General features: G+C 52.6%; 29 protein-coding genes and 1 riboswitch. Of the genes, 2 read left to right on the top strand and 27 right to left on the bottom strand.

Going from position 1 to position 25455, the window contains the following annotated elements:
• Positions 1–20: 20 nt before the first annotated feature.
• From ribE to BLT35_RS00575, 7 genes are all read right to left on the bottom strand, one after another.
• Positions 21–686: a riboflavin synthase gene (gene ribE / locus BLT35_RS00605; RefSeq protein ID WP_054819897.1), complete on the bottom strand. Its 666-nt coding sequence runs from the start codon at positions 684–686 to the stop codon at positions 21–23.
• Positions 687–689: 3 nt separating this feature from the next.
• Positions 690–1832: a bifunctional diaminohydroxyphosphoribosylaminopyrimidine deaminase/5-amino-6-(5-phosphoribosylamino)uracil reductase RibD gene (ribD, locus tag BLT35_RS00600; RefSeq protein WP_139170757.1), complete on the bottom strand. Its 1143-nt coding sequence runs from the start codon at positions 1830–1832 to the stop codon at positions 690–692.
• A gap of 269 nt (positions 1833–2101) precedes the next feature.
• A riboswitch (FMN riboswitch) is annotated at positions 2102–2281 on the bottom strand.
• Between the two features lie 66 nt (positions 2282–2347).
• Complete coding sequence (locus BLT35_RS00595; protein ID WP_074726793.1) at positions 2348–2779, bottom strand: peptidylprolyl isomerase; 432 nt, start codon at positions 2777–2779, stop codon at positions 2348–2350.
• A 177-nt stretch (positions 2780–2956) separates the two neighbouring features.
• Entirely contained in the window at positions 2957–4288 is a 1332-nt protein-coding gene (gene lysA / locus BLT35_RS00590) for a diaminopimelate decarboxylase (protein WP_062408907.1), read from the bottom strand.
• 124 nt (positions 4289–4412) lie between these two features.
• Complete coding sequence (locus BLT35_RS00585; RefSeq protein WP_074726792.1) at positions 4413–6173, bottom strand: spore germination protein; 1761 nt, start codon at positions 6171–6173, stop codon at positions 4413–4415.
• Positions 6174–6202: 29 nt separating this feature from the next.
• The gene (locus BLT35_RS00580; protein WP_062408908.1) at positions 6203–6598 is read right to left on the bottom strand and encodes a stage V sporulation protein AB; all 396 of its coding nucleotides are present in this window, start codon (positions 6596–6598) and stop codon (positions 6203–6205) included.
• Between the two features lie 13 nt (positions 6599–6611).
• On the bottom strand, positions 6612–7268 hold the full coding sequence (locus tag BLT35_RS00575) for a stage V sporulation protein AA (protein WP_074726791.1): 657 nt from the start codon (positions 7266–7268) through the stop codon (positions 6612–6614).
• 189 nt (positions 7269–7457) lie between these two features.
• On the opposite strand from BLT35_RS00575, the gene BLT35_RS00570 reads away from it, so the two are divergent.
• A complete protein-coding gene (locus BLT35_RS00570; RefSeq protein WP_054817778.1) occupies positions 7458–7667 on the top strand; it encodes a DUF378 domain-containing protein in 210 nt (69 codons plus the stop codon).
• 53 nt (positions 7668–7720) lie between these two features.
• Here the strand turns inward: BLT35_RS00570 and sigF are convergent, their stop codons facing one another.
• The 18 genes from sigF to BLT35_RS00485 all read right to left on the bottom strand — a co-directional run bounded on the left by sigF (position 7721) and on the right by BLT35_RS00485 (position 22720).
• Positions 7721–8476: an RNA polymerase sporulation sigma factor SigF gene (gene sigF, locus BLT35_RS00565; RefSeq protein WP_054817777.1), complete on the bottom strand. Its 756-nt coding sequence runs from the start codon at positions 8474–8476 to the stop codon at positions 7721–7723.
• A 12-nt stretch (positions 8477–8488) separates the two neighbouring features.
• Positions 8489–8935 (bottom strand): anti-sigma F factor, encoded by a 447-nt coding sequence (gene spoIIAB, locus BLT35_RS00560; protein ID WP_054817776.1) that lies wholly within the window; start codon positions 8933–8935, stop codon positions 8489–8491.
• Positions 8932–9285 (bottom strand): anti-sigma F factor antagonist, encoded by a 354-nt coding sequence (gene spoIIAA, locus BLT35_RS00555; protein WP_054817775.1) that lies wholly within the window; start codon positions 9283–9285, stop codon positions 8932–8934. Before spoIIAA ends, spoIIAB begins: the two co-directional genes overlap by 4 nt.
• A gap of 207 nt (positions 9286–9492) precedes the next feature.
• The gene (locus tag BLT35_RS00550) at positions 9493–10671 is read right to left on the bottom strand and encodes a D-alanyl-D-alanine carboxypeptidase family protein (protein ID WP_062408910.1); all 1179 of its coding nucleotides are present in this window, start codon (positions 10669–10671) and stop codon (positions 9493–9495) included.
• A gap of 223 nt (positions 10672–10894) precedes the next feature.
• The gene (locus BLT35_RS00545) at positions 10895–11395 is read right to left on the bottom strand and encodes a YhcN/YlaJ family sporulation lipoprotein (RefSeq protein WP_054817774.1); all 501 of its coding nucleotides are present in this window, start codon (positions 11393–11395) and stop codon (positions 10895–10897) included.
• Positions 11396–11535: 140 nt separating this feature from the next.
• Positions 11536–12867 (bottom strand): pyrimidine-nucleoside phosphorylase, encoded by a 1332-nt coding sequence (locus tag BLT35_RS00540; RefSeq protein ID WP_062408911.1) that lies wholly within the window; start codon positions 12865–12867, stop codon positions 11536–11538.
• Positions 12868–12980: 113 nt separating this feature from the next.
• Positions 12981–13358 (bottom strand): cupredoxin domain-containing protein, encoded by a 378-nt coding sequence (locus BLT35_RS00535; protein ID WP_062408912.1) that lies wholly within the window; start codon positions 13356–13358, stop codon positions 12981–12983.
• 189 nt (positions 13359–13547) lie between these two features.
• Positions 13548–13703, bottom strand: a complete 156-nt coding sequence (locus BLT35_RS27300; RefSeq protein WP_217634689.1) for a hypothetical protein — start codon at positions 13701–13703, stop codon at positions 13548–13550.
• A gap of 264 nt (positions 13704–13967) precedes the next feature.
• A complete protein-coding gene (locus BLT35_RS00530) occupies positions 13968–14819 on the bottom strand; it encodes a purine-nucleoside phosphorylase (RefSeq protein WP_062408913.1) in 852 nt (283 codons plus the stop codon).
• Between the two features lie 42 nt (positions 14820–14861).
• Positions 14862–15689 carry a purine-nucleoside phosphorylase gene (locus BLT35_RS00525; protein ID WP_054817789.1) on the bottom strand — a complete coding sequence of 276 codons (828 nt, stop codon included), beginning with the start codon at positions 15687–15689 and terminating at the stop codon, positions 14862–14864.
• A 30-nt stretch (positions 15690–15719) separates the two neighbouring features.
• The gene (deoB, locus tag BLT35_RS00520) at positions 15720–16895 is read right to left on the bottom strand and encodes a phosphopentomutase (protein ID WP_074726790.1); all 1176 of its coding nucleotides are present in this window, start codon (positions 16893–16895) and stop codon (positions 15720–15722) included.
• Positions 16896–17025: 130 nt separating this feature from the next.
• On the bottom strand, positions 17026–17922 hold the full coding sequence (gene xerD, locus BLT35_RS00515) for a site-specific tyrosine recombinase XerD (RefSeq protein WP_062410960.1): 897 nt from the start codon (positions 17920–17922) through the stop codon (positions 17026–17028).
• Positions 17923–18012: 90 nt separating this feature from the next.
• Entirely contained in the window at positions 18013–18255 is a 243-nt protein-coding gene (locus BLT35_RS00510; RefSeq protein WP_062408914.1) for a DUF4227 family protein, read from the bottom strand.
• A 73-nt stretch (positions 18256–18328) separates the two neighbouring features.
• Positions 18329–19453 (bottom strand): alanine dehydrogenase, encoded by a 1125-nt coding sequence (ald, locus tag BLT35_RS00505; RefSeq protein ID WP_074726789.1) that lies wholly within the window; start codon positions 19451–19453, stop codon positions 18329–18331.
• A 121-nt stretch (positions 19454–19574) separates the two neighbouring features.
• The gene (gene fur, locus BLT35_RS00500) at positions 19575–20024 is read right to left on the bottom strand and encodes a ferric iron uptake transcriptional regulator (protein ID WP_054817769.1); all 450 of its coding nucleotides are present in this window, start codon (positions 20022–20024) and stop codon (positions 19575–19577) included.
• Positions 20025–20264: 240 nt separating this feature from the next.
• On the bottom strand, positions 20265–20912 hold the full coding sequence (gene spoIIM / locus BLT35_RS00495) for a stage II sporulation protein M (protein WP_062408916.1): 648 nt from the start codon (positions 20910–20912) through the stop codon (positions 20265–20267).
• 61 nt (positions 20913–20973) lie between these two features.
• On the bottom strand, positions 20974–22155 hold the full coding sequence (locus BLT35_RS00490; protein ID WP_074726788.1) for an endonuclease Q family protein: 1182 nt from the start codon (positions 22153–22155) through the stop codon (positions 20974–20976).
• A 1-nt stretch (position 22156) separates the two neighbouring features.
• On the bottom strand, positions 22157–22720 hold the full coding sequence (locus tag BLT35_RS00485; protein WP_062408918.1) for an NUDIX hydrolase: 564 nt from the start codon (positions 22718–22720) through the stop codon (positions 22157–22159).
• Positions 22721–22857: 137 nt separating this feature from the next.
• Between BLT35_RS00485 and mciZ the strand changes: the two genes are divergently transcribed.
• Positions 22858–23127 carry a Z-ring formation inhibitor MciZ gene (mciZ, locus tag BLT35_RS27865; protein WP_074726787.1) on the top strand — a complete coding sequence of 90 codons (270 nt, stop codon included), beginning with the start codon at positions 22858–22860 and terminating at the stop codon, positions 23125–23127.
• Here mciZ and BLT35_RS00475 read toward each other — a convergent pair.
• The gene (locus BLT35_RS00475; RefSeq protein WP_074726786.1) at positions 23012–24163 is read right to left on the bottom strand and encodes a DUF3866 family protein; all 1152 of its coding nucleotides are present in this window, start codon (positions 24161–24163) and stop codon (positions 23012–23014) included. The genes mciZ and BLT35_RS00475 overlap by 116 nt on opposite strands.
• Positions 24164–24257: 94 nt before the next feature.
• Positions 24258–25397, bottom strand: a complete 1140-nt coding sequence (locus BLT35_RS00470; RefSeq protein ID WP_062408920.1) for a M20/M25/M40 family metallo-hydrolase — start codon at positions 25395–25397, stop codon at positions 24258–24260.
• Positions 25398–25455: the final 58 nt, after the last annotated feature.

Below are 25455 nucleotides of genomic sequence, written 5' to 3'. Positions count from 1 at the left end.
TATCCCCGATGATCTTTGCCTTAGATGAAGCCATTCTCCGCAAGAAAAGCTTCGGTCAGCTTTGCCTTCGGTGAAATCGCCGAGCCGCTTCCGCCGCGGTAAGTCATGAGCCTCTCCATGTACTTGCCCAGCACATCGCCTTCCAGATTGACCTCGTCCCCTTGTTTCTTGTACTGAAGGACCGTCTCGCTAAGCGTGTGCGGTATGATCGATACGGTAAACGAGTTCTCCGTCGCTTCGACAACCGTGAGGCTGATGCCGTCGATCGTGATGGAGCCGTGAGGAATAATATATTTTAGAATACCCGTGTCACGCGGCTCTACACGAAAAACGACCGCGTTCTCTTCCGGGGTTCTACCTGTAATGACTCCGGTTGTATCTACATGTCCTTGGACGATATGCCCGCCAAAGCGTCCGTTGGCCGGCATCGCGCGTTCCAGGTTGACCGGAGCGCCGGTTGACAGCCGGGACAGGTTGGTCCGACGGTACGTTTCGGGCATCACATCCACGGTAAAGGCAGACTCGTCGAACGAAACGACGGTAAGACATACCCCGTTCACCGAAATGCTGTCTCCGAGCTTAACGTCGTCGAGAATCCGTTTGGCCCCGATTGTCAGTACCATGGCCTGCCCCTGCTTGGCCATGTGACGCAGCGTACCGATTTCTTCTATGATGCCTGTAAACATCCGTTACCCCCCGCTTTCATTTTCGGTATCACTCTCTGCTTCATACCGGGGATACCCGGAGATGCAGATGTCGTTATCGAAGCGTTCAACCTCCAGACGCTCCAATGCTATAGCTTCCCGCATCCTCCCGAATCCGGGAAAATCGAAATTGCCCGGGGCTGCCGCTCCCCCGCCGATGATCTTTGGTGCGTAGAAGAGCACCAATTTGTCCACAAGGCGTGCTTCCAGCAGCGCGCCGCTCAGCTTGCCGCCGCCTTCGACAAGCAGCGAGCCGATCTCGCGCTCGCCCAGCCGCTCCATGGCGGCGCGTAGATCGACTGCCGGCCCCGGGCCGCAGTCGATGACCTCGACGCCGAGCGTTTCGAGCTCGCGGCGGCGCGCTTGGGGCGCCCGTTCGGTCGTCAGCACGACCGTGGGCGCCTCGCCGTCCCGCACGAGCCGTGCGTCGCGCGGGATGCGCAGCGTCGAGTCGACGACGACGCGGATGGGATTCAGACCCGGCACCGGGAGCCGGGTCGTCAAGGCCGGGTCATCGGCCAGCACCGTGCCGATGCCGACCATAATCGCCTGATGACGATGGCGCAGCGTGTGAACGTATGAGCGGGAACCGTCGCCCGTAATCCACTTGCTGTCGCCTGTTCTGGCGGCGATTTTGCCGTCCAGCGTGCTGGCGCTCTTGACGGTGACGAACGGCCGGCGGGTGACGATGAACTTGTTGAACGCTTCATTCAGCTTCACAGCCTCCCGCTCCAGCACGCCCGTCGTCACCTCAATGCCGCTCGCGCGAAGCTTCGCGATGCCGCTCCCCGCCACCAGCGGGTTCGGGTCCGTCGCCGCGATCACGACCCGTTTTACGCCTTCACGGATGAGCCGGTCACTGCACGGCGGCGTCTTGCCGTGATGACTGCAGGGCTCGAGCGTGACATAAACCGTGCTGCCCTGCGCTTGCCTTCCGGCCATCTGCAGCGCATGAATTTCGGCATGCGCCTCACCGCGTTTCAAATGCGCGCCCATACCGACCACTCGGCCTTCCTTGACAAGCACGCAGCCGACGACGGGATTAATGCCCGTTTGTCCCGAGGCGGAAGCGGCCAGCTGCAGGGCAAGCCGCATATAAAATTCATCGTTAATACCGCCCGCAGGCATCGTCATGATCCGCCCCCCATTCTCTTGATGATGCAGCTGGCCGAAACTTTGCGGCCAACGCAAAAAAGCCGCCTTTCGCAATACAAAAGGGGCATGGGATTGTTAACGTATGGGAATGCCGTGGAATTGCACAGGAACAGGACGCCGATACCGCCGTTTACCTCCGGTAAACCATTTCAGCTTGTCAGACATCGACAAGCCGGCGGACGCGGCAGCTTCCTTGTGAAATTACGCACATATGCAAATGACAAGATTTGCTCTTGCTTGGCCTTCCCCTTCTCCCATCCAGACTATACTGTCGGTCTCGGAATTTCACCGAGTCCACCGGCAACGGATGCCTGCCTAATACAAGGCGCATGGCCGCCGCACGGGTCACGGACTGAGTCAAGCAGCTAACGCCGCTTGTCATCACCGCCGGTTGGGAATTTCACCCTGCCCCGAAGGTTCCAGCTATGTTATTTTTAAAACCCAGTATAACGCTTGGAGTAAACTTTGTCTATACCGATTCCAATAATTTATACTTCAGTGACCTGAACGGACTCCATTTTGTCGCGGCCTTTGAAGGCATCGACGTGCTCCATGCCTTTTACGACTTTGCCAAACACCGTGTGCTGGCCGTCCAGATGAGGCTGCGGCTGGTAGCAAATATAGAATTGGCTTCCGCCGGTGTTGCGGCCTGCATGCGCCATAGCCAGCGTACCGCGCTCGTGCTTGTTCGGGTTGATTTCGCAGTTGATCGTGTATCCGGGGCCGCCGGTTCCCGATCCATGAGGGCATCCTCCTTGAGCTACAAATCCAGGAATGACGCGGTGGAATACAAGGCCGTTATAGAAACCGGAGTTTGCCAGCTTTTCGAAATTAGCTACGGTATTCGGAGCATCCTTGTCGAACAGTTCCAGTACAATTTCGTTTCCGTCAGCCATTTTGATGGTTGCTTGCTTTGCCATAGGTATATACATCTCCTTATTTTCGTCATATATGTAACCGGAAATGATGCTTCAGCAAATATCCCAGGTTGTCCTCAACTATTTTACTATGAAAATCAGCTCCGCACAAATGGTAGATCCGTGTGCCGTTTCAATATGACAACAAAACGCCCAGCCGTCAGCTGAGCGTCTCTTCCATTATGTTGTTTTCGTTACCTGCTTCATCCGCTCAGGCACGACGTCATTCCCCACAAGATACTCAAACGTCTCGCGTTTAACGACCACGTCGGCTTGCCCGTCTTTCACAAAAACGACCGCCGGACGGCGAATGCGGTTATAATTGCTGGCCATCGCGTAATTGTATGCGCCGGTGCAGGCTACGGCAAGCAAATCACCTGTCCGTACCTTCGGCAGATTCACATCCCAGATCAGCATATCTCCGCTTTCGCAGCATTTGCCTGCAATGGAGACGACTTCCTCATTCGGGTCATGCGCGCGGTTGGCAAGCATGGCTTCATACTGCGCTTCGTACAAAGCAGGACGCGGATTATCCGTCATGCCGCCGTCCACCGCTACATATTTGCGGACGCCCGGGATGTCCTTATACGTGCCGACGGTATACAAAGTCGTTCCCGCATCGCCTACAATGCTGCGCCCCGGCTCGATCCAAATTTCCGGAAGCGGATATGCGTGGTTCCCGAAATTGCCGCGGACCGCATCCGTGATCGCTTTGACATATTCCGCCACAGGCAAGGGCGTATCCCCCTCGACATAGCGAATGCCAAAACCGCCGCCCAGATTGATGACGCTAAACGTCACATCAAGCTCCTGACGCACCTTCAAGGCAAAGTCCGTCACTTTGTCCACCGCCAAACGGAATCCGCCCACCTCGAAAATTTGCGAACCGATATGGGAATGCACGCCGAGCAGAATCAAATGAGACAGGTCCGATGCTTCTTTGACCGCTTGCATAGCGGAGCCGTTCTCCAAATCGAATCCGAATTTGGAATCCGTTTGACCCGTTGAGATATATTCATGCGTATGCGCATCGACTCCCGGAGTAATGCGAAGCAGGATGTTCACCTTTTGTTTCTTCTCGGCTGCAATCGCATTAAGCATATGCAGCTCCACGAAGTTGTCGACGACAAAGCAGCCGATCTTCGCATCGACGGCCATCTCCAATTCGTATGGCGTCTTATTGTTGCCGTGGAAATGAATCCGCTCCGCCGGAAATCCTGCCTGCAGCGCAGTGTACAGCTCGCCGTCGGACACGACGTCCAGCGACATGCCTTCTTCCTCCACGATGCGGCACATCGCCATGACGCTGAACGCTTTGCTGGCGTAAGCTACCTGGAAGCGGAGGCCCGAATGGCGAAAAGCCTCTACAAATTCGCGGCACCGCCGGCGAATCAGCGCTTCATCCATGACATAAAGCGGGGTGCCGAATTTCTTTGCCAATTCTACTGTATCGCAGCCACCGATTTCAAGGTGCCCATTGTCATTGATTTTACTTGTGCCGTGTAAATACATCGTGTGTTATTCCCTCTTCCCTAACTAGACATTTCTTCTAAAGTAACACAGATGGACTCGGACTGACAATAAGCAAAACCTTTCCTTAAGCGCAAAGCCGTAAGGTTTGTTAAAGGCAGGTCTGTCAGCGCTGCGGCTGCCTCGTCCTGTCGGTCGGCTTGGTGATGCTTAACCGGGTTTTCATCGACATAAACGGGCGTCTGATGATAATGTCGGCCATCGCTTTGGCGTTAAACGGTATAAACGGCCATAAGTACGGCGTGTTATAAGATCTTTGGAGCGCCAGCATAAGGACAAGCAAGGTAGAGCCAATCACAAGACCGGGCACCTTGAAGACGGCTGTCGCCAACAGCAGACCCAACCGGGCCAACCGGTTCGCGAGGCTGAGCTCATAGCTCGGCGTGGCAAAGGTACCGACAGCCGCCACGGCAAGATACAAAATCACCTCATTGACGAATAATCCGCTTTTCACCGCCACGTCTCCGATCAAAATCGCCGCGACCAAGCCCATCGCCGTCGCCAGCGGAGTAGGCGTATGAATCGCTGCCATCCGCATTAAATCCAGTCCGAACTCGGCAATCAGGAACTGGCCGAGCAGCGGAATTTTCCCCGCCTTCTGCGGTCCGATGAAATCCAGTCCCGCTGGCTTGAGTTCCGGCGCGATCACCATCAGCATCCAGAGCGGCAGCAGGAAAAGTGAAGCGGCAATGCCGAAAAAACGGACCCAGCGCAGGTAGGTTCCGGTCAGCGGGGTTTGCCGGTACTCTTCCGCATGCTGGACATGATGAAAAAATGTCGTCGGCAGGATCATGACGGAAGGCGACGTATCAACGAACACAATCAAATGTCCCTCCAGCAAATGCGCCGAGACGACATCCGGACGCTCGGAGAACCGTACCATAGGATAAGGATTCCACCCTTTGCCAATGATGGCCTCTTCCAGCTGCTTCTCTGCCAACGGCATCCCGTCCACATCGACCTGTTGAATTTTGTCGCGAACCGCTTCCACCAAATTTTTATCGCAAATATCCTGAATATACCCAATGCAGATATCGGTCTGCGTCCGTTTACCGGCTTGGGTGATTTCCAGCTTCAAACGGGGGTCGCGAATTCTGCGGCGCACCAGGGTTACGTTCGTCAGCAGCGTTTCCACAAAACCGTCCCGCGACCCGCGCACTACCCGCTCCAGATCCGGTTCCTCCGTGGAGCGGACAGGGAAGCTTTTGGCATCCACCAGCACCGCTTCCTCGTAGCCTTCGAAGAAAAAAGCCGTTCCGCCTATCGCCGCATGATCAATGGCTTCTTTCAGCTTCTTTGTCTTCGTCACTTGAATATGGGGAATCAGCGCTTGCTCGAAAAGCGCGATCACATCCGACTGTTCCTTGCCCCGATCGCCTTGGCCTGCTGTGTGCCCGTCGTCCTGATGCCTTTGATCCGCATAGGATAGACGCACCAGAATATCGGTCAGCACCGTATCCTTAGCAAATCCGTTGTAATAAAATATGCCGGTATTTTGACCTCCAAACACCATTTCCCGGAACACCACATCGAAGCTTTTATTCAACCCCACCTGCTCTTCCAGCTGCCTTTTTAAACGCCCGAAATCCTTTGAAATGGATGTATCCTTCATCAGCTCGCGTTCTTCTTCAGTCAATGTCCATTCTTGATGAAAAGAGCCGGATTCTCCCTTAGGACTGCCGCCGGATGAAGCTTCTGATTCGATGTGAGGCTGCGGCATCTCCGATTCGGTTTCGGAGTTGTCAATAATGTTTCCCTCGCTGTCTATAGCCAGCTTCTCCTCCGATTTTCCGTTTTGCCTATCTTCCTTCTCAGGGTCCGAACCCGTTCGGACCCTCAAAAGCTTCGCTCTTTTGTACGGCTTCATCCCTTTATCCTCCTTGATACGAATAAGAATCACTTCAGCACACCCAGCCAATCGATTAGCGACCCGATGACTTTACCGAAAATCATCGCCATCAGCAGCCAAATCATAAATGGCTCCATACGGATCCGCTTGGCCAAAATCGGCAGCACATTAATCACTTCTGTCAGCGCGGCCGCGAGCATTCCGACAAAGATACCGGCAAACAGACCGAACCCTGCCGCAGCCATCGGAAAAAGAAAATACGTCCATTCAAAAAAATCGGTCAGCGTAAAAAACAGCGAGCCGAAAATAACGGCTATTTCATAAGACCGGATGTTTTTATATGATCTGGTAATTTGAGCCAATCGGGGGATGACATCCAGCACGACCAGAAACGCTACCATACCGCTGCCAACCACCAGTCCGCCGCCGATCCCGATAAACATCTGAAGCAGGACATCAAGAATCCCGATGAGAAGTCGCCTCCTCCCGAGAATGCTTTGCTTGCATTTTTCCATATTCATCTGTAATGATGTAATGATTCAGGTTTTCCTGATACATGAACATTTCCACTTCAAGCGGGCTCGGTTCTTCATTGAATTTTTTCTTGAACAAATGGTTGAAGAACGTCATCATCCCGATGCCGATCCCGATCGAATAAGGAATTTGCAGCAGCAGCGGATGCTCTGTCTCCTTGCCGGTAAGAAGTTTATAAATATGCCGGTGCACTTCGGCCATGCTGACATCCGCGTGAAAGTTCATGATGGCTAACCCCGATCCTACAAACAGCAGCAGCCATACGAGCACGATCAACACCAGGCTGGGGGGCTTCGAGCGCCCTTGGATTTCAATCAGCGCATGAGGTTCCCCAAAAAGCTCGATTTGCATGGAAGGATACAGCTCCTTCACCTTGCGGACAATCAGCATCATATCGATCAGCACCAGGCTTCCGTCCTGTTCGTCGGGACGGTACAGCTCCAGCATCTGCAGCTTTTGCTCATACTCCGGCTCCGCCAGCAATTGTGCAATTTGTCCCAGATATACCGGTTCACCGCGGCGCACTTGCATTTTTTTGCGCAAACGTATATACAGGGATGGAACAGAAGCAGACGGCATGTTGCAGTTCCTCCCTTTTGACGCAGTTTGTCTTGTTTGCCTTAGTATGAATAAAAATCCACTGTCATAAACACGCCTTTTTTTGGCATAATTTAACTTGCCGCGGGCAGCATAATGAGAGATTTTTTAACAAAAACTAAGCTTATTAACAATGAACTCACTCTCAACACAAGAAAGGTGTCATAGGACATGACAAAAACAGCTTTAACGCTCGTGGTTATCGGGGCACTGAACTGGCTGCTTGTGGGATTATTTGAATGGGATTTGGTTACGGCGCTGCTGGGAGGAGATGTTCACCGCGAATCTTCCGGCTTAAGCCGTATTGTCTATACCCTGGTCGGACTTGCCGGCCTTTACTGCATCGGGCTGTTGTTTCGCGACGACGTAAAAGCCGGATAACTTTTCCCGGATAAACAAAAAGAGGATGAGCTACGGCTCGTCCTCTTTAAACCTCACTGTGCAATTTGGTTTTTTATGGATTGCAGTATTTTTTTCTCCAGCCGGGATACCTGCACTTGAGAAATCCCAAGACGGGTTGCGACCTCCGACTGCGTCTGATCCCGAAAATACCGCAGATACACGATCAAACGCTCCCGCTCGCTTAATGATCCGATCGCCTCGTTCAACGCAAGCTTATCAAACCACTTGTCCTGCGCTTCGTCGGCAATCTGATCCATCAGCGTAATCGGGTCGCCATCGTTCTCAAAGACGGTTTCGTGAATGGAGGAAAGCGGCTTGTTCGCCTCCTGGGCAAAGACCACGTCTTCAGGAGAAATCTGGAGTTCTTCGGCTACTTCCTTCACCGTGGGAAGGCGGCCGTTTCGTTTGGAAAGCTCATCCTTGGTTTTGCGGATTTTGTTGGCCAGCTCCTTAAGTGAACGGCTGACTTTAAGTGTTCCGTCATCCCTGAGGAAACGCTGAATCTCCCCAATAATCATCGGTACGGCGTAAGTTGAAAACTTTACATCATACGACAGGTCAAACTTGTCAACCGACTTCAACAGGCCGATGCAGCCGATCTGAAACAAATCCTCGGCTTCATAACCGCGGTTTAAAAACCGCTGTACCACCGACCAAACGAGACGGATATTGCAGTTCACCAGCGTCTCCCTGGCAAGCGCATCCCCTGATTGGCTTAACGCGATCAAGCGCTTGACTTCGGCATCGTCCAAATAACTGTGAGAGGCGTTCTTCAAATCCACATCCATAAGATCAGACCCCTAATTGAATAAAGCTTTTTTCGATTCGATTCGCTTCTTCATCCTGACTGTGGTGCCTGTGCCAAGTGCGGTAGTGACTTCGATTTCATCCATGAAATTTTCCATGATCGTAAAGCCCATGCCTGAACGCTCCAATTCCGGTTTGGAAGTATACAGAGGCTGCTTAGCCAGATCCAGATCCTCGATCCCCGCTCCCTGATCTTCCACTGTGATAAAAACGGTATCCCCTTCGATTTGTGCGGTAATCGTCACTACGCCATCCGGACGATTATCGTAACCGTGGATAATGGAGTTGGTCACAGCCTCTGAAACCACGGTTTTGATATCCGTCAATTCATTCAAGGTCGGGTCGAGTTGAGATACAAAAGCGGCAACGGCCACACGTGCAAATGATTCGTTCTCAGAGCGGCTTGCAAACTGAAGCGTCATAAAGTTGCGTTCACTCATGATACGACCTCCAAACTTTGGATCGCTTTTCTTTCGTTATCCTGGATCGATAAAATTTTGAACAGGCCCGACATTTCAAGAAGACGGTACACGGACGGATTCACGTCGCAAACAACCATTTTCCCGCCTCTGGCCGTAATCAGTTTATAGCGTCCAAGTATGACTCCCAGGCCGGAGCTATCCATGAAGGTCAGATCCTTTAAGCTCAAAATGATATGGCTGCTGTTGCCCCTCAGAATCGCTTCTTCCATCTTCGTCTTTACGGTATCCGCCGTATGATGGTCAAGCTCGCCTTTAAGCCTTACAATCAGCATTTTACGATAATGTTCAAGTTCAATTTGCAAACTCAAACTGCTCACTCCTTCCCGTCTATGCCCACTCTTTTCTACACAGAGGAAACCATCTCCTGCACCTCCGACAAAACTAGAAGAAAAGCGCCAGAACTAGAAAAATTGCGACACCTTGCGCAAAGCGGATAAAACCAAATCCCCGCTAGCGGCGTTCATCTGCTGCGGGGACTCATGATGTCGATTCGTGTGAGCAGCGTATCTCTAACTTCAATCCAGGAAAAGCAGGCGTTTAGCCGTCCGTTTCGTCAGCGTCCACCAACCGGCTTTTTTTACATCTACCGGCGATTCCAGCGCAAACTCGGTGAGTACCTGATCATCTTTGTATACGACAAGCTTGCCAATCGGCTGTCCCGCAGCGATCGGCGCCTTCAAATTAGGCAGCAACTGCAGTTCATGGCGAATGCCGTTTACGCCATCGCCCTTCTTGAGCAGGACGCTGTAGGGATGCTTGGCCGTCAAAGGAACGATAGGGGTTTCACCCTTGCCTACCCTCATTTCACCCATTGTATCTCCGGTTTTGTAAATCGGAAGGCTCGTAAACTGGGAGAAGGCATAATCAAACAGCTTCGTTACCTCTGCATTGCGGGTCTTGGTGTCGGGTTCACCCATGACGACGGAAATCACACGGAGATTGTCCCTTTTGGCCGTGGCCGACAGACAAAATTTCGCTTCACTGGTATAACCGGTTTTTAGTCCGTCCGCACCGGTATAGAAACGAACCAATTTGTTCGTATTCACCAGCCAGAAAGGTCTGGGCGATTCTTTCCTCAAGTAGTCCTGATACAGGCCTGTGTATTTAGTAATTTCTTCGTGCTTCAGCAGTTCTTTGGACATCAGCGCAATATCGTAAGCCGAAGAATAGTGATTCTCCGCAGGAAGCCCGTTCGGGTTAACGAAACGGGTATTTTTCATGCCAAGCTGCTCGGCCCGCTCATTCATCATACGCACGAACGCTTCCTCCGAACCTGCTATTTTCTCAGCTACCGCCACAGAAGCATCATTACCCGAAGCCAATGCTATGCCCTTGAGCATATCTTCAACGGTCATTTCCTCTCCTGGCTCCAGGAAAATTTGCGATCCGCCCATCGAGGCTGCGTATTCGCTGGTACGCACCTTTTCGTCCATCTTGATTTTCCCTTGATCCAGTGCTTCCATAACCAGCAGCATCGTCATGATCTTCGTGATACTGGCCGGAGGCAGCTTGGCATCTTTATTTTTTTCAAAAATAATGGTTCCTGTATCTGCATCCATGACAACGGCAGACGTTGAATTCGGCGCCAGGTCAATCGGCTGGGCCGCCTTGCCTTCCTCTGCCATAGCGGTTGGAAGCATAAGAAGAAGCAAAAGCTGAACGGATAACCCTAGTTTCAATACTTTGCTGATCATAGCCTGTTCTACCCCTCCTGACTGAAGCTCAAGTTTAAATTGCTGGTAATCAGTGTTGACCATTACCCAACAAAATATTCCAATGGTGAAAAGAAATGGAGCAGGCTGCAAGCGCCTCGCTTAATATCCAGGGAGGACACCCCTGCAGCCGTACAAAAGCCAGAGCGATCCGACGGGCGGATTCTCTGGCTTCACTAGAAAAGCACCCTGATGGGTTTGCTGATTACCTTGCGTTCGGGAACACTCTTTGTACGATCTCGGAAAATTCCTGCACGAAGCCCGATATCGGTCTGCCTGCCTGCACATCGTCAACATATCGGTTTACCCGGCTCACAAAATCAGGGTTGACCGAAACGTAAACGTTCCGGATATTTGCGTCGGTGGCACGAACCTTCTCCGCAATCTGAGACTCGACGTCCTGGGACACTTGAGTTTGACCGCCCTTGAGTACAGCGGCGACATAAGCGTTGCGGCGGGTCACCAGAACGTTTGCCGATTGGACGCCCGGCACCTCGGAAACGATTTTTTCAGCGGCTTTATCGGCAACCTCAACTCTTTCTTCCGTTTCACTCAAGGGACGCGTTTCCTGGCTTGGCGCAGCTTGCTGCTGAACCTGCTGCCGGTCGTTTTGCGCCTGCGGCCGGTTCGCGCAGCCGGCGGCTAACATCGCCAGGCAGCAAAGAGCGATTCCGGATGTGCTTAACAGCCTATTACGAATTTTCATTCACATAACCCCTCCTTGTATTTGATTCGCTATGTAGTATGCTTTATCCAGCACAAAGAAATGCATAAAAAAGGCGATTCCATCATGAGCAATTTTGGCATGAAAAAACTCGAGCTTCGTTTCGCTCGAGTCATTGTTTTTTATAGATACCGCACTCCGTTTCGGGTCACAACGGCATAAATCAGCTTCGATCTTGGCGCCGGAGCCTCCGTAATCGTAAACGCGGCAGCAGTCCGCTCGCACATCCGGGCCGTATCAGCCGGTTCATTCCGGTTCATGTACAGCTCGGCCAGAGGCTCCCCTGCCTTTACGGCATCCCCGACGCGTTTGAACAGCTTGATACCGACGGCCAAATCGATAGGGTCCTCCTTCGTGGCGCGGCCTGCGCCGAGCAGCATGGCAGTAACTCCTAACGCCTCCGCATCGATCGCGGCAATACAGCCGTCGGCAGGGGAGGGCACAGGCACCCGGTATGCGGCCTCGGGCAGCCGATCGGGTTCATCGGCTACACGCGCATCTCCCCCTTGGGCCTTGATCAACTGCTTCAGCTTTTCCAGCGCCTCTCCGCTCTTTAGCAGCTGGGCGACCAGTTGCTTCGCTTCCGTTTCATCCTGCGCTTTGCCGCCCAGAAGGACCATATGCTTAGCAAGCTCCCGGCAAAGCTCCGTCAGTTCAGCCGGTCCTTGCCCCTTCAGCGTCTCTATGGCTTCGCGCACCTCCAGAGCGTTGCCGATGGACGGTCCGAGCGGTTCATCCATATTCGTAATCACCGCAACCGTCTCACGGCCAATCTCCGTGCCAATCTCCACCATCGCCTTCGCCAACCGGACGGAATCCTCCAGAGATTTCATGAACGCTCCCCGGCCGGTTTTGACGTCCAGCACGATGGCATCCGCGCCGGATGCAATTTTCTTGCTCATAATGGAGCTTGCAATCAGAGGTATGGATTCGACGGTTGCCGTTACATCGCGCAGCGCATACAGCTTTTTGTCCGCCGGAGTCAAATTGCCGGATTGGCCCACGACGGCCAGACCGATTTCCTTCACTTGATTCAGAAACTGCTCTTTGGTGCGTTCCACCTCAAAGCCTGGAATCGCCTCCAGCTTATCAATGGTTCCTCCCGTGTGTCCGAGCCCTCTTCCCGACATTTTGGCTACCGGGATTCCTGCAGCCGCCACCAATGGAGCCAGAATTAAGGTCGTCGTATCGCCGACGCCGCCGGTACTGTGCTTGTCGACTTTGACGCCGGGAATGGAGCTCAAATCCACTTGCTCGCCCGAACGGACCATCGCCATCGTAAGCTCAGCCGTTTCCCGTGCCGTCATTCCATTGAAAAACACCGCCATGGCCCACGCAGACAATTGGTAATCCGGAATGTCTCCGCGAGTGTAGCCTTCAATCAAGAAATCCAGTTCTTCCTTTGTCAGCTCGCCGCCATCCCTTTTCTTATGTATGATATCGACCGTCCTCACGTAATCCGCACCTCGCATTTTACCATATTACAAGTATTATATGCGCCGCAGGACCAAAAGAAAAGGAAGCCGAGGCCAAAACCCTCAAGCTTCCTTGTGCAGTCGTTATTGAATTATTGAACGATCAGCTTCGTTTTCATATCCGCATGGCCTGGACCGCATGGCAGCGAGCAATGCACTTCATACTCGCCCGGTTTGTCGAAAGTCACTTCCATGGACTTGGTATTGTTGTCAAGCTTTACGTTCGTGCCTACGATTTCAATCGCATGCAGACCTTCCTTGTTTTGCAAAGAAACGGTCACTTTTTCGCCGGCTTTCACGGTGTACTCCGCTTGATCGAACTTATAGTTCGTAGCAACGAACTTCAATGTCGGACCCGCAGCTTCTTCCTGCGCCATCTCCGCTTGACGCGCCGAGATATTCTGGAACAGCACTCCCGTACCGAGGAGACAAGCGATGATGAATAGTGAAAACATAGCCCATTTTTGCATAGGTAATTCCCCCCTTACTGTTAGCCGTTAAGACGTATAGTCTTATTGTACAAAATACGCATCAATTTACACATGCCCTTTGAGGTCGAACAGGTGAAAAATTTGTGACAAATTTAGCTAATCAGCATCTTCAGCTATTATGCCCCAAGCTATTTTAGCATAAAACTATTACGCAACAAAACATCGATACTAAAACTCCGCCGCATGGACAGAGTGCTCGGTTCGAATATTAAGAAGCGCTTCACGGATCTGGAATCCGCTGCCCCGTTCAAGACGCCTGGCCTCCTGTTCCTTTATCACTGGAGGCGTACTTGCGAATCGCATAAACGTGATCAGGAAAGCCATAATATGAAAGCTGAAGAATGCTTCTTGCAGGGGAGGTGTCCCGGATGTGCGCTAAACAACAAGGACATGCCAATCAAAATACAACGACAAGAACAAGCGATAAGGGCGCAAAAAAATCGAAGTAACCTTAAAAAAGGCGTCCCCATTGGCAGCTCTCGGAGAGCGCCTTTACTTGATTTTAGGCAAAATAACCTGGCCGGTGGCCAGGTTATTGCTTTACAGCAGTCTTCGATGGGAATGCATGCCTCCGCAGCGGCTCCCCAATTACACACTGACCTCCCGCACAAACCGGCAGACCAGTTCGATGAATACCGGCTTCGTCCGGTTCGCTACGGCGACCACCTGCTCGTGCGTAAGCGGCTCGAGCTCCTCTCCAATCGCCATGTCGGTGATGCAGGAGATGCCGAGCACCTTCAGGCCGGCATGACTGGCCGCGATGACCTCGCCGACGGTAGACATGCCAATGGCGTCTCCTCCGAGCCGGGCCAGCATTGTCAGCTCGGCGGGATGCAAATAATTCGGGCCGCTGATTCCGGCATAGACGCCTTCCTGCAACCGTACAGGTTCATTGCGCTCATGCCCTATTTGTTCTGAAATTTGTTTAGCCAATGCACGGTATTCCCTGTTGTAAGCTTCAGACATATCCGGAAACCGAGGCCCCAGTTCAGGATGATTGATGCCGATAAGCGGATTGTCACCGGTCATATTCAGATGATCGGTGATCAGCATTAAATCACCAGCTTGGAATGTTCGATTCATTCCCCCGGCCGCATTGGTGATAACCAAAGATCGGACCCCCAGCTGCTTCATGACATAGATCGGAAATACAACCTTTTTCATTGAATAACCTTCATAATAGTGAAAGCGCCCTTGCATGACGATGACGGATTTGCCCTCGAGCCTGCCGATGACGAACTGGCCTGCATGTCCTTCTACCGTAGAAACCGGAAAATGCGGTATGCGTTCATAAGGAATCGTGACAGCATCCTCTACCTGGGCGGCCATGTCGCCAAGACCGGAGCCGAGAACAAGACCGATATCGAGCGAACGGCGGTCAATCCGATCGCTGATCCATTGAGCAGACTCCTGGATGTGTTCTGCATAATAAGGTTCCATTGCTTTCACCTCTCCTTTCAATGTCAGACGCAGACCGGAACGCTAAATGCGCGGAATAATACCTACAATAAGCTTCAAGAACGTTTGCTTCACCCGCTCCGTCGTCTCCATCACTTCCTGGTGGGACAGCGGCTGATCCAGGATGCCTGCAGCCATATTGCTAATGCAGGAGAAACCCAGTACCTCAATGCCTGCATGGCGGGCGACCAGCACTTCAGCTACCGTCGACATGCCCACGGCGTCTGCGCCGAGCGTACGCATCATCCGGATTTCAGCCGGTGTTTCATACGATGGCCCCAACAGACCGATATAGACGCCTTCTTGAAGCTTCTGCCCTTGCTCGGAGGCTACCGTCTTGGCTATATCGCGCAACCGGCGGCTGTATGCCTCGGACATATCCGGAAAACGGACACCAAGCTCGCTGTGATTGGGGCCGATCAGCGGGTTGCGGAACGTAAAGTTGATATGGTCCTTAATCAGCATCAAATCGCCCACATTATAAGAAGTATTAATGCCCCCGGCCGCATTGGTGACAAGCAGTATTTTAACGCCTAGCGCCTTCATGACCCGGATGGGGAAGGAAACCGTCTCGACACTGTAACCTTCATACATGTGAAAGCGCCCTTTCATCAACAAGACATGGCGCCCGCTAACCGTGCCCAGCAGCAGCTCGCCTGCATGTCCTTCCACGGTAGACACCGGAAAATGAGGAATATCCTCATAAGGAATCACCACGCCATCTTGCACCATATCCGCGATCACGCCCAGTCCGGAGCCGAGCACCAGACCGATTTCAGGTTCAATCGGATATTTGCTGCGGATATATTCAGCGGCCTCTTTAATATTTTGCAGCAACGCGTTTTGTTCCATGAACAAACACGCTCCCTTCATCTTCGTCGTTTATTGTAAATCGTTTAAAAAGCTTGTTCCATTCTTCACGGCGGTCAGGTTAAAATTATCGGCAATCGTAGCTGCAATATCGGCGAACGTATGACGAACGCCCAGCGATCCCGCTGATTGAAAAGCCGGGTTGTATACCAGCAGCGGAACATATTCCCGGGTATGATCGGTTCCGTGATGAACCGGATCGTTCCCGTGGTCCGCGGTCAAAATCAGCAAATCCTCTTCGCCAATCCGCTCCATCAGCTTCGGCAGCCAATCGTCGAATTCGTTCAAGGCCTTCGCATATCCTTCGGGATCTCTCCGATGCCCGTACAAGGAATCGAAATCGACCAGGTTCGTAAACAGCAGCCCTTCGAAAGCCTGCGAAAGCTTGTCTATCGTCTTGTGGATACCGTCCAGATTGCTCTTGGTGGGATTCGATTCCGTGACCCCTTCCCCGGAAAAAATATCGTTAATTTTACCTACGGAGATCACGTCGTATCCCGCATCCTTGAGCAGATTCATAACGTTAGGCGCAGGAGGCTTAACGGCATAATCATGCCTGTTCGGCGTCCGCGTGAAAGCTCCGGGCTTTCCTATGTACGGACGAGCGATAACGCGGCCGACGGCATAGGGTTCATCCAGCGTCAAGCGCCGGGCAATTTCACAGCCGCGGTACAGTTCTTCCAGCGGTATAATTTCTTCATGGGCCGCCAGCTGCAGTACGCTATCGGCGGAAGTATAGAGGATCCATGCCCCCGTCTCCATCTGTTCGGCACCGAGTTCATTCAGAATCTCCGTGCCGGAAGCCGCTTTGTTGCCGATGACCTTGCGGCCGGTTTCTTTCTCAAAACGCTCGATCAGCTCTGCCGGAAATCCGTCAGGAAATACGTTGAAGGGGGTCTCTACCTTCAGCCCCATGATTTCCCAATGCCCGGTCATTGTATCTTTGCCGACCGATACCTCAGCCATTTTTCCGTAGTATCCCTGCGGCTTCTCTGCCGGTGGAATTCCTTGCAAGGGAGCAATATTCCCCAGCCCGAGCCGCTGCATGTGGGGCAATCTCAGCGAGGACACCCGCTCCGCAATATGCCCCAGGGTATGAGCTCCGGTATCTCCAAAACGCGCTGCATCAGGAAGCTCGCCGATGCCTACGCTGTCCAATACAATCACTGCCATGCGTTTATATTTCAAACCTGCCCCACCTCTCTTTTTAGATGACTAACTCATGAGCTTATTATCGCAAACCATAGTGGCTTTTGCAAAAGCCGCCGAATGGAAACAACCCGTCTTCCGTTCACACGAAAGGCGGGCGAATCAGCCGTTATTTAATTCCGGCTCTAGGGTGGGTGCGGTTGTAAACGTCTTTCATTTTGCCCCGTCCCACCTGGGTATAAATTTGCGTGGTGGAAATATCGGCATGGCCGAGCATTTCTTGAACAGAACGCAAGTCAGCCCCGTTCTCCAGCAGATGAGCGGCGAACGAATGACGAAGGGTATGCGGCGTGATTTCCATCTGGATATCCGATTCCACAGCATATCGTTTAATGATTTTCCAAAACCCCTGTCTTGTCATGCGCGTTCCCAAATGATTGATAAACAGCGCTTCCTCGTCCTTGGATTTTTTCAGCAATTTCGGACGCATCTTTTCGATATATTCCGCTACATATTGGGAAGCGATGCTTCCCAGCGGAACGATTCTTTCCTTGGCTTTACCTACGCAGCGAATAAACCCGACCGTCAGGTCCACGCTGTCCACATCAAGCGAGACCAGTTCCGATACCCGGATCCCGGTGGCGTAAAGCACCTCCAGCATCGCTTTATCTCGCATCCCGTTGGGCGTTGACGTCGGCGGCGATTCGAGCAGCCTCTCCATCTCGGAAACGGAAAGCACTTTGGGTACCCGCTTCTCCAGCTTCGGAGTCTCCATATGCATGGAAGGATCATTTTCCAGCATCCGTTCTTTCACCATGTACTGATAAAACGAACGGATGGATACCATATTACGGGAAAGCGTTGCCGTAGCCCGCCCCATCTGTTTTAACTTAAGCAGGTAAGACGAAATGCTCACCTTCCCGCTGTCCTTCAGCGAATGAACGCCTGATTGCTCCAAAAAATGGATGTATTGCTGCAAGTCGCGTTCATAAGAGTCCAGCGTATTTTGGGCTAAGCCTCGTTCTTCAGATAAAAATCGGATAAACGATTTCAAATCGTTTTTCATGAGAGCCTGATCCCCTTCTGTGTTGTCAAGCTGCAGTATTACATAAAAATTCAACAAAAAGGGGGGATTTCCTGCCTCGTCACAGCATTTTTATTCACCGATCCAATAAAAAAGTTTCAGCCGCTCTCCCATACTGACAGACGGGAATATTGCAGCATGCTCATTATGAAACACCTTCACCGCTCCGCCAGCCGGCGCTTTGTATTTGGGCATGGGCTCAATAAAACGGGTGACCATTAGCAGTATATGATACATCGCAAAGGTGAACGCCAGAAACAACAGCATGAATCGCATACGGCCCATCCACTTACGGATACGAATATGAAAGATCATAGCCTGTACTCTCCCCTTTCCTCTAAAAGACTATGATCTTTCGGACGCGATTATGTGCGGGTCGCCGCTTTCTTCAGCTAATAGGCAAAAGCGTATCAAGACCTGTGTACGGCAAGCCTGCGGCCTCCGCTACGGCGCTGTGAGTCACATGACCGCGATACGTGTTCACGCCGTGCTTTAATGGCCCGTTACCGTATAACGCCCGGGTGACTCCCTTACCGGCAAGCTCCAAAGCGTAAGCGATCGTCACATTGGTTAAAGCAAGGGTAGACGTCCGCGGCACGGCCCCGGGCATATTCGCAACGGCATAATGGATCACGCCGTGCTTCACATATGTCGGCTGGCTGTGCGTAGTCACCCGGTCCACGGTGGCAATCGAGCCTCCCTGATCGACGGCCACATCGACAATGACAGCCCCCGGCTTCATCTGTTTTACCATTTCTTCTGTGACCAGCTTCGGCGCTTTCGCACCGGGGATAAGAACGGCGCCGATCAAAAGATCCGCCTTCTGCACCGCATTGGCAATATTGTACGGATTGGACATGAGTGTTCGAATCCGTCCGTGAAACACGTCGTCCAGATAGCGAATCCGGTCGGCGTTTTTCTCAATCACAACGACATTGGCTCCAAGACCCAGCGCCATTTTGGCGGCGTTGGTGCCAACGATCCCGCCGCCCAGAATAATCACGTCCGCAGGAGGCACACCCGGTACGCCGCCAAGAAGGATGCCCCGTCCTCCGTAAAATTGCTCCAGGAATTGAGCCCCCACCTGAACCGACATCCGGCCGGCCACTTCGCTCATAGGCGTCAAAAGAGGTAGGCTGCCGTTGGGCATTTGAATCGTTTCGTAGGCGATGGCCGTCATCTTGGTGCGGACCAGGGCCTCGGTCAGCAGCTGTTCGTTCGCCAAGTGCAAGTAGGCAAAGAGTGTCAAATCTTCACGAAAATAGATGAATTCCTGAGGCAGCGGCTCCTTCACCTTCATGATCATTTCCGACTTCGCCCATACCTCGGCCGCCTCCGGGATCAGCACGGCGCCTTCTTTGGCATAATCCTCGTCAGAAAAGCCGCTGCCGGCACCCGCTCCCGTTTCAATGAGAACGATATGACCTGCCGCCTTCAGCATCGCTGCCCCTCCGGGTGTCAAGGCCACCCGATTCTCATTACTCTTGATTTCCTTCGGTATTCCTATGATCATGAGTCAATCTCCTCCCTCATCGACAAAACGTACTATATAGGATTTGTCATAATGGTGTGAATATGTAAAGTATGCAAAAAACCTTCAGCCTGAATCGATACTCAAGCCGAAGGTTTCGGGTTCATGTTTTGTTCTTATCCCGGCAGCGGTGACAAATGCCCTGGAAATCCAGCCGGTGATCGAGTACTTGAAACCGGAACTCCCGCTCCAGCCGTTCCTCGAGCATGCCAAGCCAATCTTCCATAATTTCGTCCACGGCTCCGCACTGCACACATATCAGATGGTGATGATGATGATGAGTACTGTCGTTTCGCAAATCGTACCGTGCCACGCCGTCGCCAAAATTCATCTTCTCGAGCACATGCAGCTCGCTTAGCAGTTCCAGTGTCCGGTATACGGTAGCAAGGCCAATCTCCGGCGCTTTATCCTTTACGAGCATGAAGACATCTTCCGCACTCAGATGGTCTTCCTCGTTCTCAAGCAGCACCCGGACGGTCGCTTCACGCTGCGGTGTCAGCTTATAGCCTTGAGACTGAAGCTGCTGCTTTATTTTTTCGATGCGAGATTCCATGCTTTTCCCCCTACGGGTTTTGTGAAAGCAAAACCTTACTCGTAAGCCCACGCTTCGGGTTTCGCACAGCAAAGCCTTACTTGTAAGCCGTGATTTTGGGTTTTGCACAACAAAACCTTACTCGTAAGCAATGCTTTCGGTTTTGCGCAGCAAAACCTTTCATAAGCATTAACTACAGGATTCTTATGCTTACATTATAGGAGGTGAAACGCAAGAAAGTCAAACCTTTTAGCCCTATCCTCAAGAGGGCGGCATTGTGATTAGCATCGGTGCAACCCATTTCATCATGACAGGTGAAACATGGGCTTCAAATACAGCGACTCCGATCAGCATGAAACCGGAAGCGAGAATGGTCCCGGAAAGCCGCATAAAAGGCTCGTAAAGAGTGCCTTTTCGGCTGATAAACCGGTTTTTCACCAGAAGAATGGAAAACGAAATCGCGGACACACTGCAAATAATCAGCAGCGGAATGACAATCAAATTTTGCGGAACGACCGAAACCAGCGCGAACAAAAGCCCTTTCCAGGAAAGCGTGCCCACCATATAACCGACCGAAAATCCAATCAGCACGCCTTTCAGAAAGTCAAGAATAAGAATAAGCGGCAGTCCGATAACGGATAGTCCGAGCAGCCAGATGATCAGGACCCATTTGATGTGCATGGTGAAAGACTCCTTGATGGAGGAAGCCGTCCCGCTTTCCAGACCGCCTTGAGTTACAATGGAAAAAAAATTGCCGAGATACCTTGTAATCTCCTGCTTTTGCTCCAGCGAGAGGGCGTTTACCATGACGGCGCCAAAGACGACTCCTGTTACGAAAATTACACCGACAAAAATATACAGCGACAAATGCTCCTTCATATATTGCTCTAGCGTTCGGTTGCGCAACATGCTGCCATGCCCCCCTTGTCCGATTACTAGAGCATATGAAAAAGCGCCTCCCATTATGACTTCAGGCTTCCACCTTCCCGTATTTGCCGCCTCCGCCCGTTGCGAGCCGCAGTTTTCCGGAGCGTGCATCCGTCAAATAGCGGGCGATGGTCTCGCCTGCGGCTTCCGCAAGCTCCTCATACGCAGCCCGGTGCAGCATATTCATTTCGGTGCCGAAACGGGCGAGCAGCCGATGAAGCGTCTTGGGACCGAGGCCGGGGATATACTCAAGCGGAACCTGGTAATGATATGGCGGACGGTCAGCGGGAATGACGGGTTCGTCCCGATCGGCGATATCCAGAATCCGGTCCATGACCCCGTTGACGAGCTTCGTACTGCCGCAGTATAGACAGCGCTCCGTCGCGATGGCATGCTGTTCGTCCAATATATGATTGCAGCTGCTGCAGTAAGTCCGATGGTATTTGCCCAGCCGCGGGTTCAAACCGTAGTTCGCCAGCACCCGACGTCCCTCTTCCCTATTCAGCGCTTTGCGCAGTTCATCGAAGGTCGGGCGCTCCAGCGCAAGCTTGTTATATTCACGCCCGATCTTGGGCAGAGAGTGCGCATCGGAGTTGGTCAGGAACGTATATCGGTCCAACTCGCTGATATACCCCGCCATCACCGAATCCGCGCTCAGGCCCAGCTCTACCGCCGTGATACCGTCCAGATCAAGCAGGTGCTCCATCCGGGTGGAGCAGCTGCCGTACACACTCTTGTGCGGTGTAAAAATGTGGGCGGGCACCATCAGCCCTCCACGATCGATGACCTCCCGCTGCAGTTCACGGGCTGTAGTATAGATGCGCTGAGAACTCAGATTCACGTTCTTCATATAGTTACCGAGCCAATCCGTAAACTGCAGCATGTCGGAAAGCTTGGGCAAATATGCGATCAGGTGAGCCGTGCCCAACCCCGGATCCCGCACCTCGATTTCACAGCCTAAGATGATGGTTGTATGGTGATACCGGATGCCTCCGCCATCGAGCTCCTCCATATCGCCCCGTTCCAAATAATGCACCATCTCCCGCTGCACTCCGGGCGAATGACAATCAATGATGCCAACGATATCGATACCTTTGCGCTCCGAGGCTTCCTGAGCAATGTTATAAAACGTCAGATTTTTCGCCGCGCTGATTTTGACCGCTTCTCCTTCTTCCGTCCGTCCGATATGGATATGAAGGTCGGCATAATAATCTTGCAGTGACATATCAGAACTTCCCTGTCAGTTTATACATTTGCCAGGCATATATCGCCATGATCGTCTTCGCGTCGCTGATCCGCCCTTCAGCCATATACTGCTGCGCTTGCTCGAGCGTAATGGCTTCGATCTCAAGGAACTCGTCCTCATCCGGTTGGGCCTCCCCTTTGGTCAGGCCCTGGGCTACATACAGATGAATGATCTCATCGGCAAAGCCGGGAGATGTATAGAATGAACTTAGAAGCTGAAGCGAAGCGCTGGTGTAGCCGGTTTCTTCCTCCAGTTCCCGACGGGCGCAGTTTTCCGGCTTCTCGCCAGGTTCTAATTTACCTGCGGGGATTTCAATCTGGCTTTTTTCGAGCGGCTTGCGGTACTGCTCTACGACAAGCATCCGATCATCGGGGGTGATGGCGAGTACGGCCACGGCTCCCGGATGCTTCACAATTTCGCGGGTCGCCTCCGACCCGTTCGGCAGCTTGACGGTATCCACCTGGAGAGAAATGATCCTTCCCTGGAATACAGATCGGGTAGAGATAGTGACCTCTTCAAATTTTTTATGGGAAATTGAAGTCATGACCGGATTCCTTTCTTACCATTTGGTTATTTTATTATAAGACATCGATTTATTATACCATGAATTCAAGTCATACTCGCTTTTTCTCTCGCATAAGGTGAACTATATCAACCTATCAAAGCTTGGGGGAAAACACTATGAAAACCTATGTTGGCAACGGTCAGCTGCGTCTTGTAGGCAAGGCATGGGAAGTAAGACAATATTTGAAAATGATGCTGGGAACCTTGTCGGCCGATCAGCCTTTAACCGCATTTTTGAACGCAAGAAGCGCCGCTGAGCTGAAGAACCGGCTTATTCGTCCTGTCTGTCCTGTCCATACAAGCATTGCCGATAGGCAACGGAAGCGGCACCGCAAACTCCTGCAAAAAACGAAGGGTCTTCACGTAATCCCCTTCCCATCGAAGTGACCGGCCTGCCGTAAAGCTCCAGCGCAGCATCCAATTCATCCACGGAGGGAGCTTCCGTCCAGCGAACGCGGTGCAGCCGGTCGAGCTCATACTGCTGCATCTGCCGTTTCAGCAGCATGATTTTCCCGGGATCCCGGAGCAGCGGCAGCGGCAGGCTGCATGGTGCCAGGGCAGCGACGGCTAGTGCCGTCAGCGTATGCCGGCTGATCCCCCGGTGCTGCTCCCTGGGATCGGCAAAGCTGATCCGCGGAATGGCGACGGGCGTTCCTCCGAGGGCATGGACAGCGTTGATCAGCTCTCCGACCTCCATCCCGCTGTACCCGTAAACGGTATCTGTCCCAACGATCCCCGGACCCATAATAACTATGGCGATATCGGCCTGCAGAATATGTCTTGCTGCAAGCAGCGCCGTATATTTATTGACGGCTTCGAGATCCCCGCCATAGGCGTGACCGTAGGTAATCGTACCGGCAAGCCAGCCCAGGCCGCATAATCTGGCGGCATGCAGGCTGATAGAAAGCGGCAAAGCACCGCCGTCCGTCATGATGTACGCAATCCTGAGTTCTTTGGTCCCGGGCTGCGCTTGATTGGCCAGATGACGCAGCCAGCATACCGCCACAGGCAGCATACTGTGCAGTTCCCCCAGAAGCACCGGCATCCCCTCCAGCGTCCTGCGGCCGGCCAGCGTCTCATGATGCGGACTATCAGGCTCTTCTGCCGCAAGCACCGCGCGCTGCAGCGACGTGTAGCGCAATTTCATAATATGGCCCGGTCCCGGTTCCGCTGCTTCCATAGATGGCTCAAGTACCGCATGAATAAAATGGTAGCCGCCCGTGCCTAATTGAAGCTCTTCTGCCGTCGTATTCATCAGCACGGTATCCCCTACGGCCAGCCTGGGAAAGACGGACAAATCGTGAATAGCCCGGGCCGTCACCCCATCGGGCTGCCTTACTTCAACGATTTGAATTTTAGCGTCCGGCAATGCCTCATGACCATCCGCATCCGTAACAACCCCCTTCTTCATCATCAAACCCATTGGAACACCTCCTACAATACAACTTACGTCGGAGAATCCATAAAAAAACCACCCGGCACGTTTCTTCATGCGAGTGGTTCTTCCCAAGACGGCTTTATGGTCCCTTAGCAACTTCCTGAATAATGTTTACTACCACTTCGGAAGTTTTTACCAGGTCTTTTATTGCGATGCGTTCTTTCGTGGTGTGAATGTCCAGATACCCGATCGCCAGATTAACGGTCGGAACTCCCATGCCGTTAAACATGTTGGCATCGCTGCCGCCGCCGGAATGGAAGGTGCGCGGAGTGCAGCCGGAGTTGGTGAGTGCCTTCATTGCCAGCTTGACGACCGGAGCCGATTCGTCATACATGTAGGCGGGGTAAATCACCTCGCTTTGGAAGTTGAGCTTCGCCCCCATCTCCGCAGCCGCATCTTCGCACGCTTTGCGCATTCTTTCCACCTGTGCAAGCATTTTCTCCTGTGTAATGCTGCGAGCTTCGGCTTCCAGTCGAACCCTCTCGACTACGATGTTGGTTGCTCCCTCCACACCGCCTTCAAAGCGGCCGATGTTGGCCGTTGTTTCTTTATCGATTCGGCCAAGCGGCATGCGGGAGATCGCTTTGCTGGCCACCGTAATCGCACTGACCCCGTCCTCCGGATTCACCCCCGCGTGTGCGGAACGTCCCCAGAAGGTGATGTTCACCTTGGCCTGGGTCGGAGCGGCAACGGCAATGGCCCCGATCTCACCGTTGGAGTCCAGCGCATAGCCGAAGTCCGCATCCACCCATTTGGCGTCCATGGCGCGGGAGCCAAGCAAGCCTGATTCTTCTCCGGCCGTAATGATAAATTGGATTTGACCGTGTTCGATCTGGTTATCCTTCAGCACACGGATCGCTTCCAGCATTGCAGCCAATCCCGCTTTATCATCGCTTCCGAGAATGGTCGTCCCGTCGCTGCGTATGTACCCGTCCTCGCCGATCTGGGGCTTAATGCCTTTGCCCGGAGTGACCGTATCCATATGCGAGGTGAAGAAAAGCTTGGCCGCCGCGGACTTGCCCGGCGATGCCGGCAGTGTACAAATCAGGTTGCCCGATCCGTGACCCGTTTGGGCCGCCGTATCGTCCTCTTCCACCTTAAGGCCGAGCGCTGCGAACTTCTCTTTCAGCACCCGGCTGATTTCCTGTTCATGACGCGTTTCGCTATCTACCTGGACAAGCTCGATAAATTCAGCCACTAATCGCTCTTGATTAATCATTCGCTTTCCTCCAATCTACGCATGAGTTACAATATCATTATAGTATTCCCATGAACAG

The organism is Paenibacillus naphthalenovorans (assembly GCF_900099895.1).
Lineage (GTDB): Bacteria > Bacillota > Bacilli > Paenibacillales > NBRC-103111 > Paenibacillus_G > Paenibacillus_G naphthalenovorans.
This window is presented reverse-complemented; position numbering and strand designations above follow the sequence as displayed.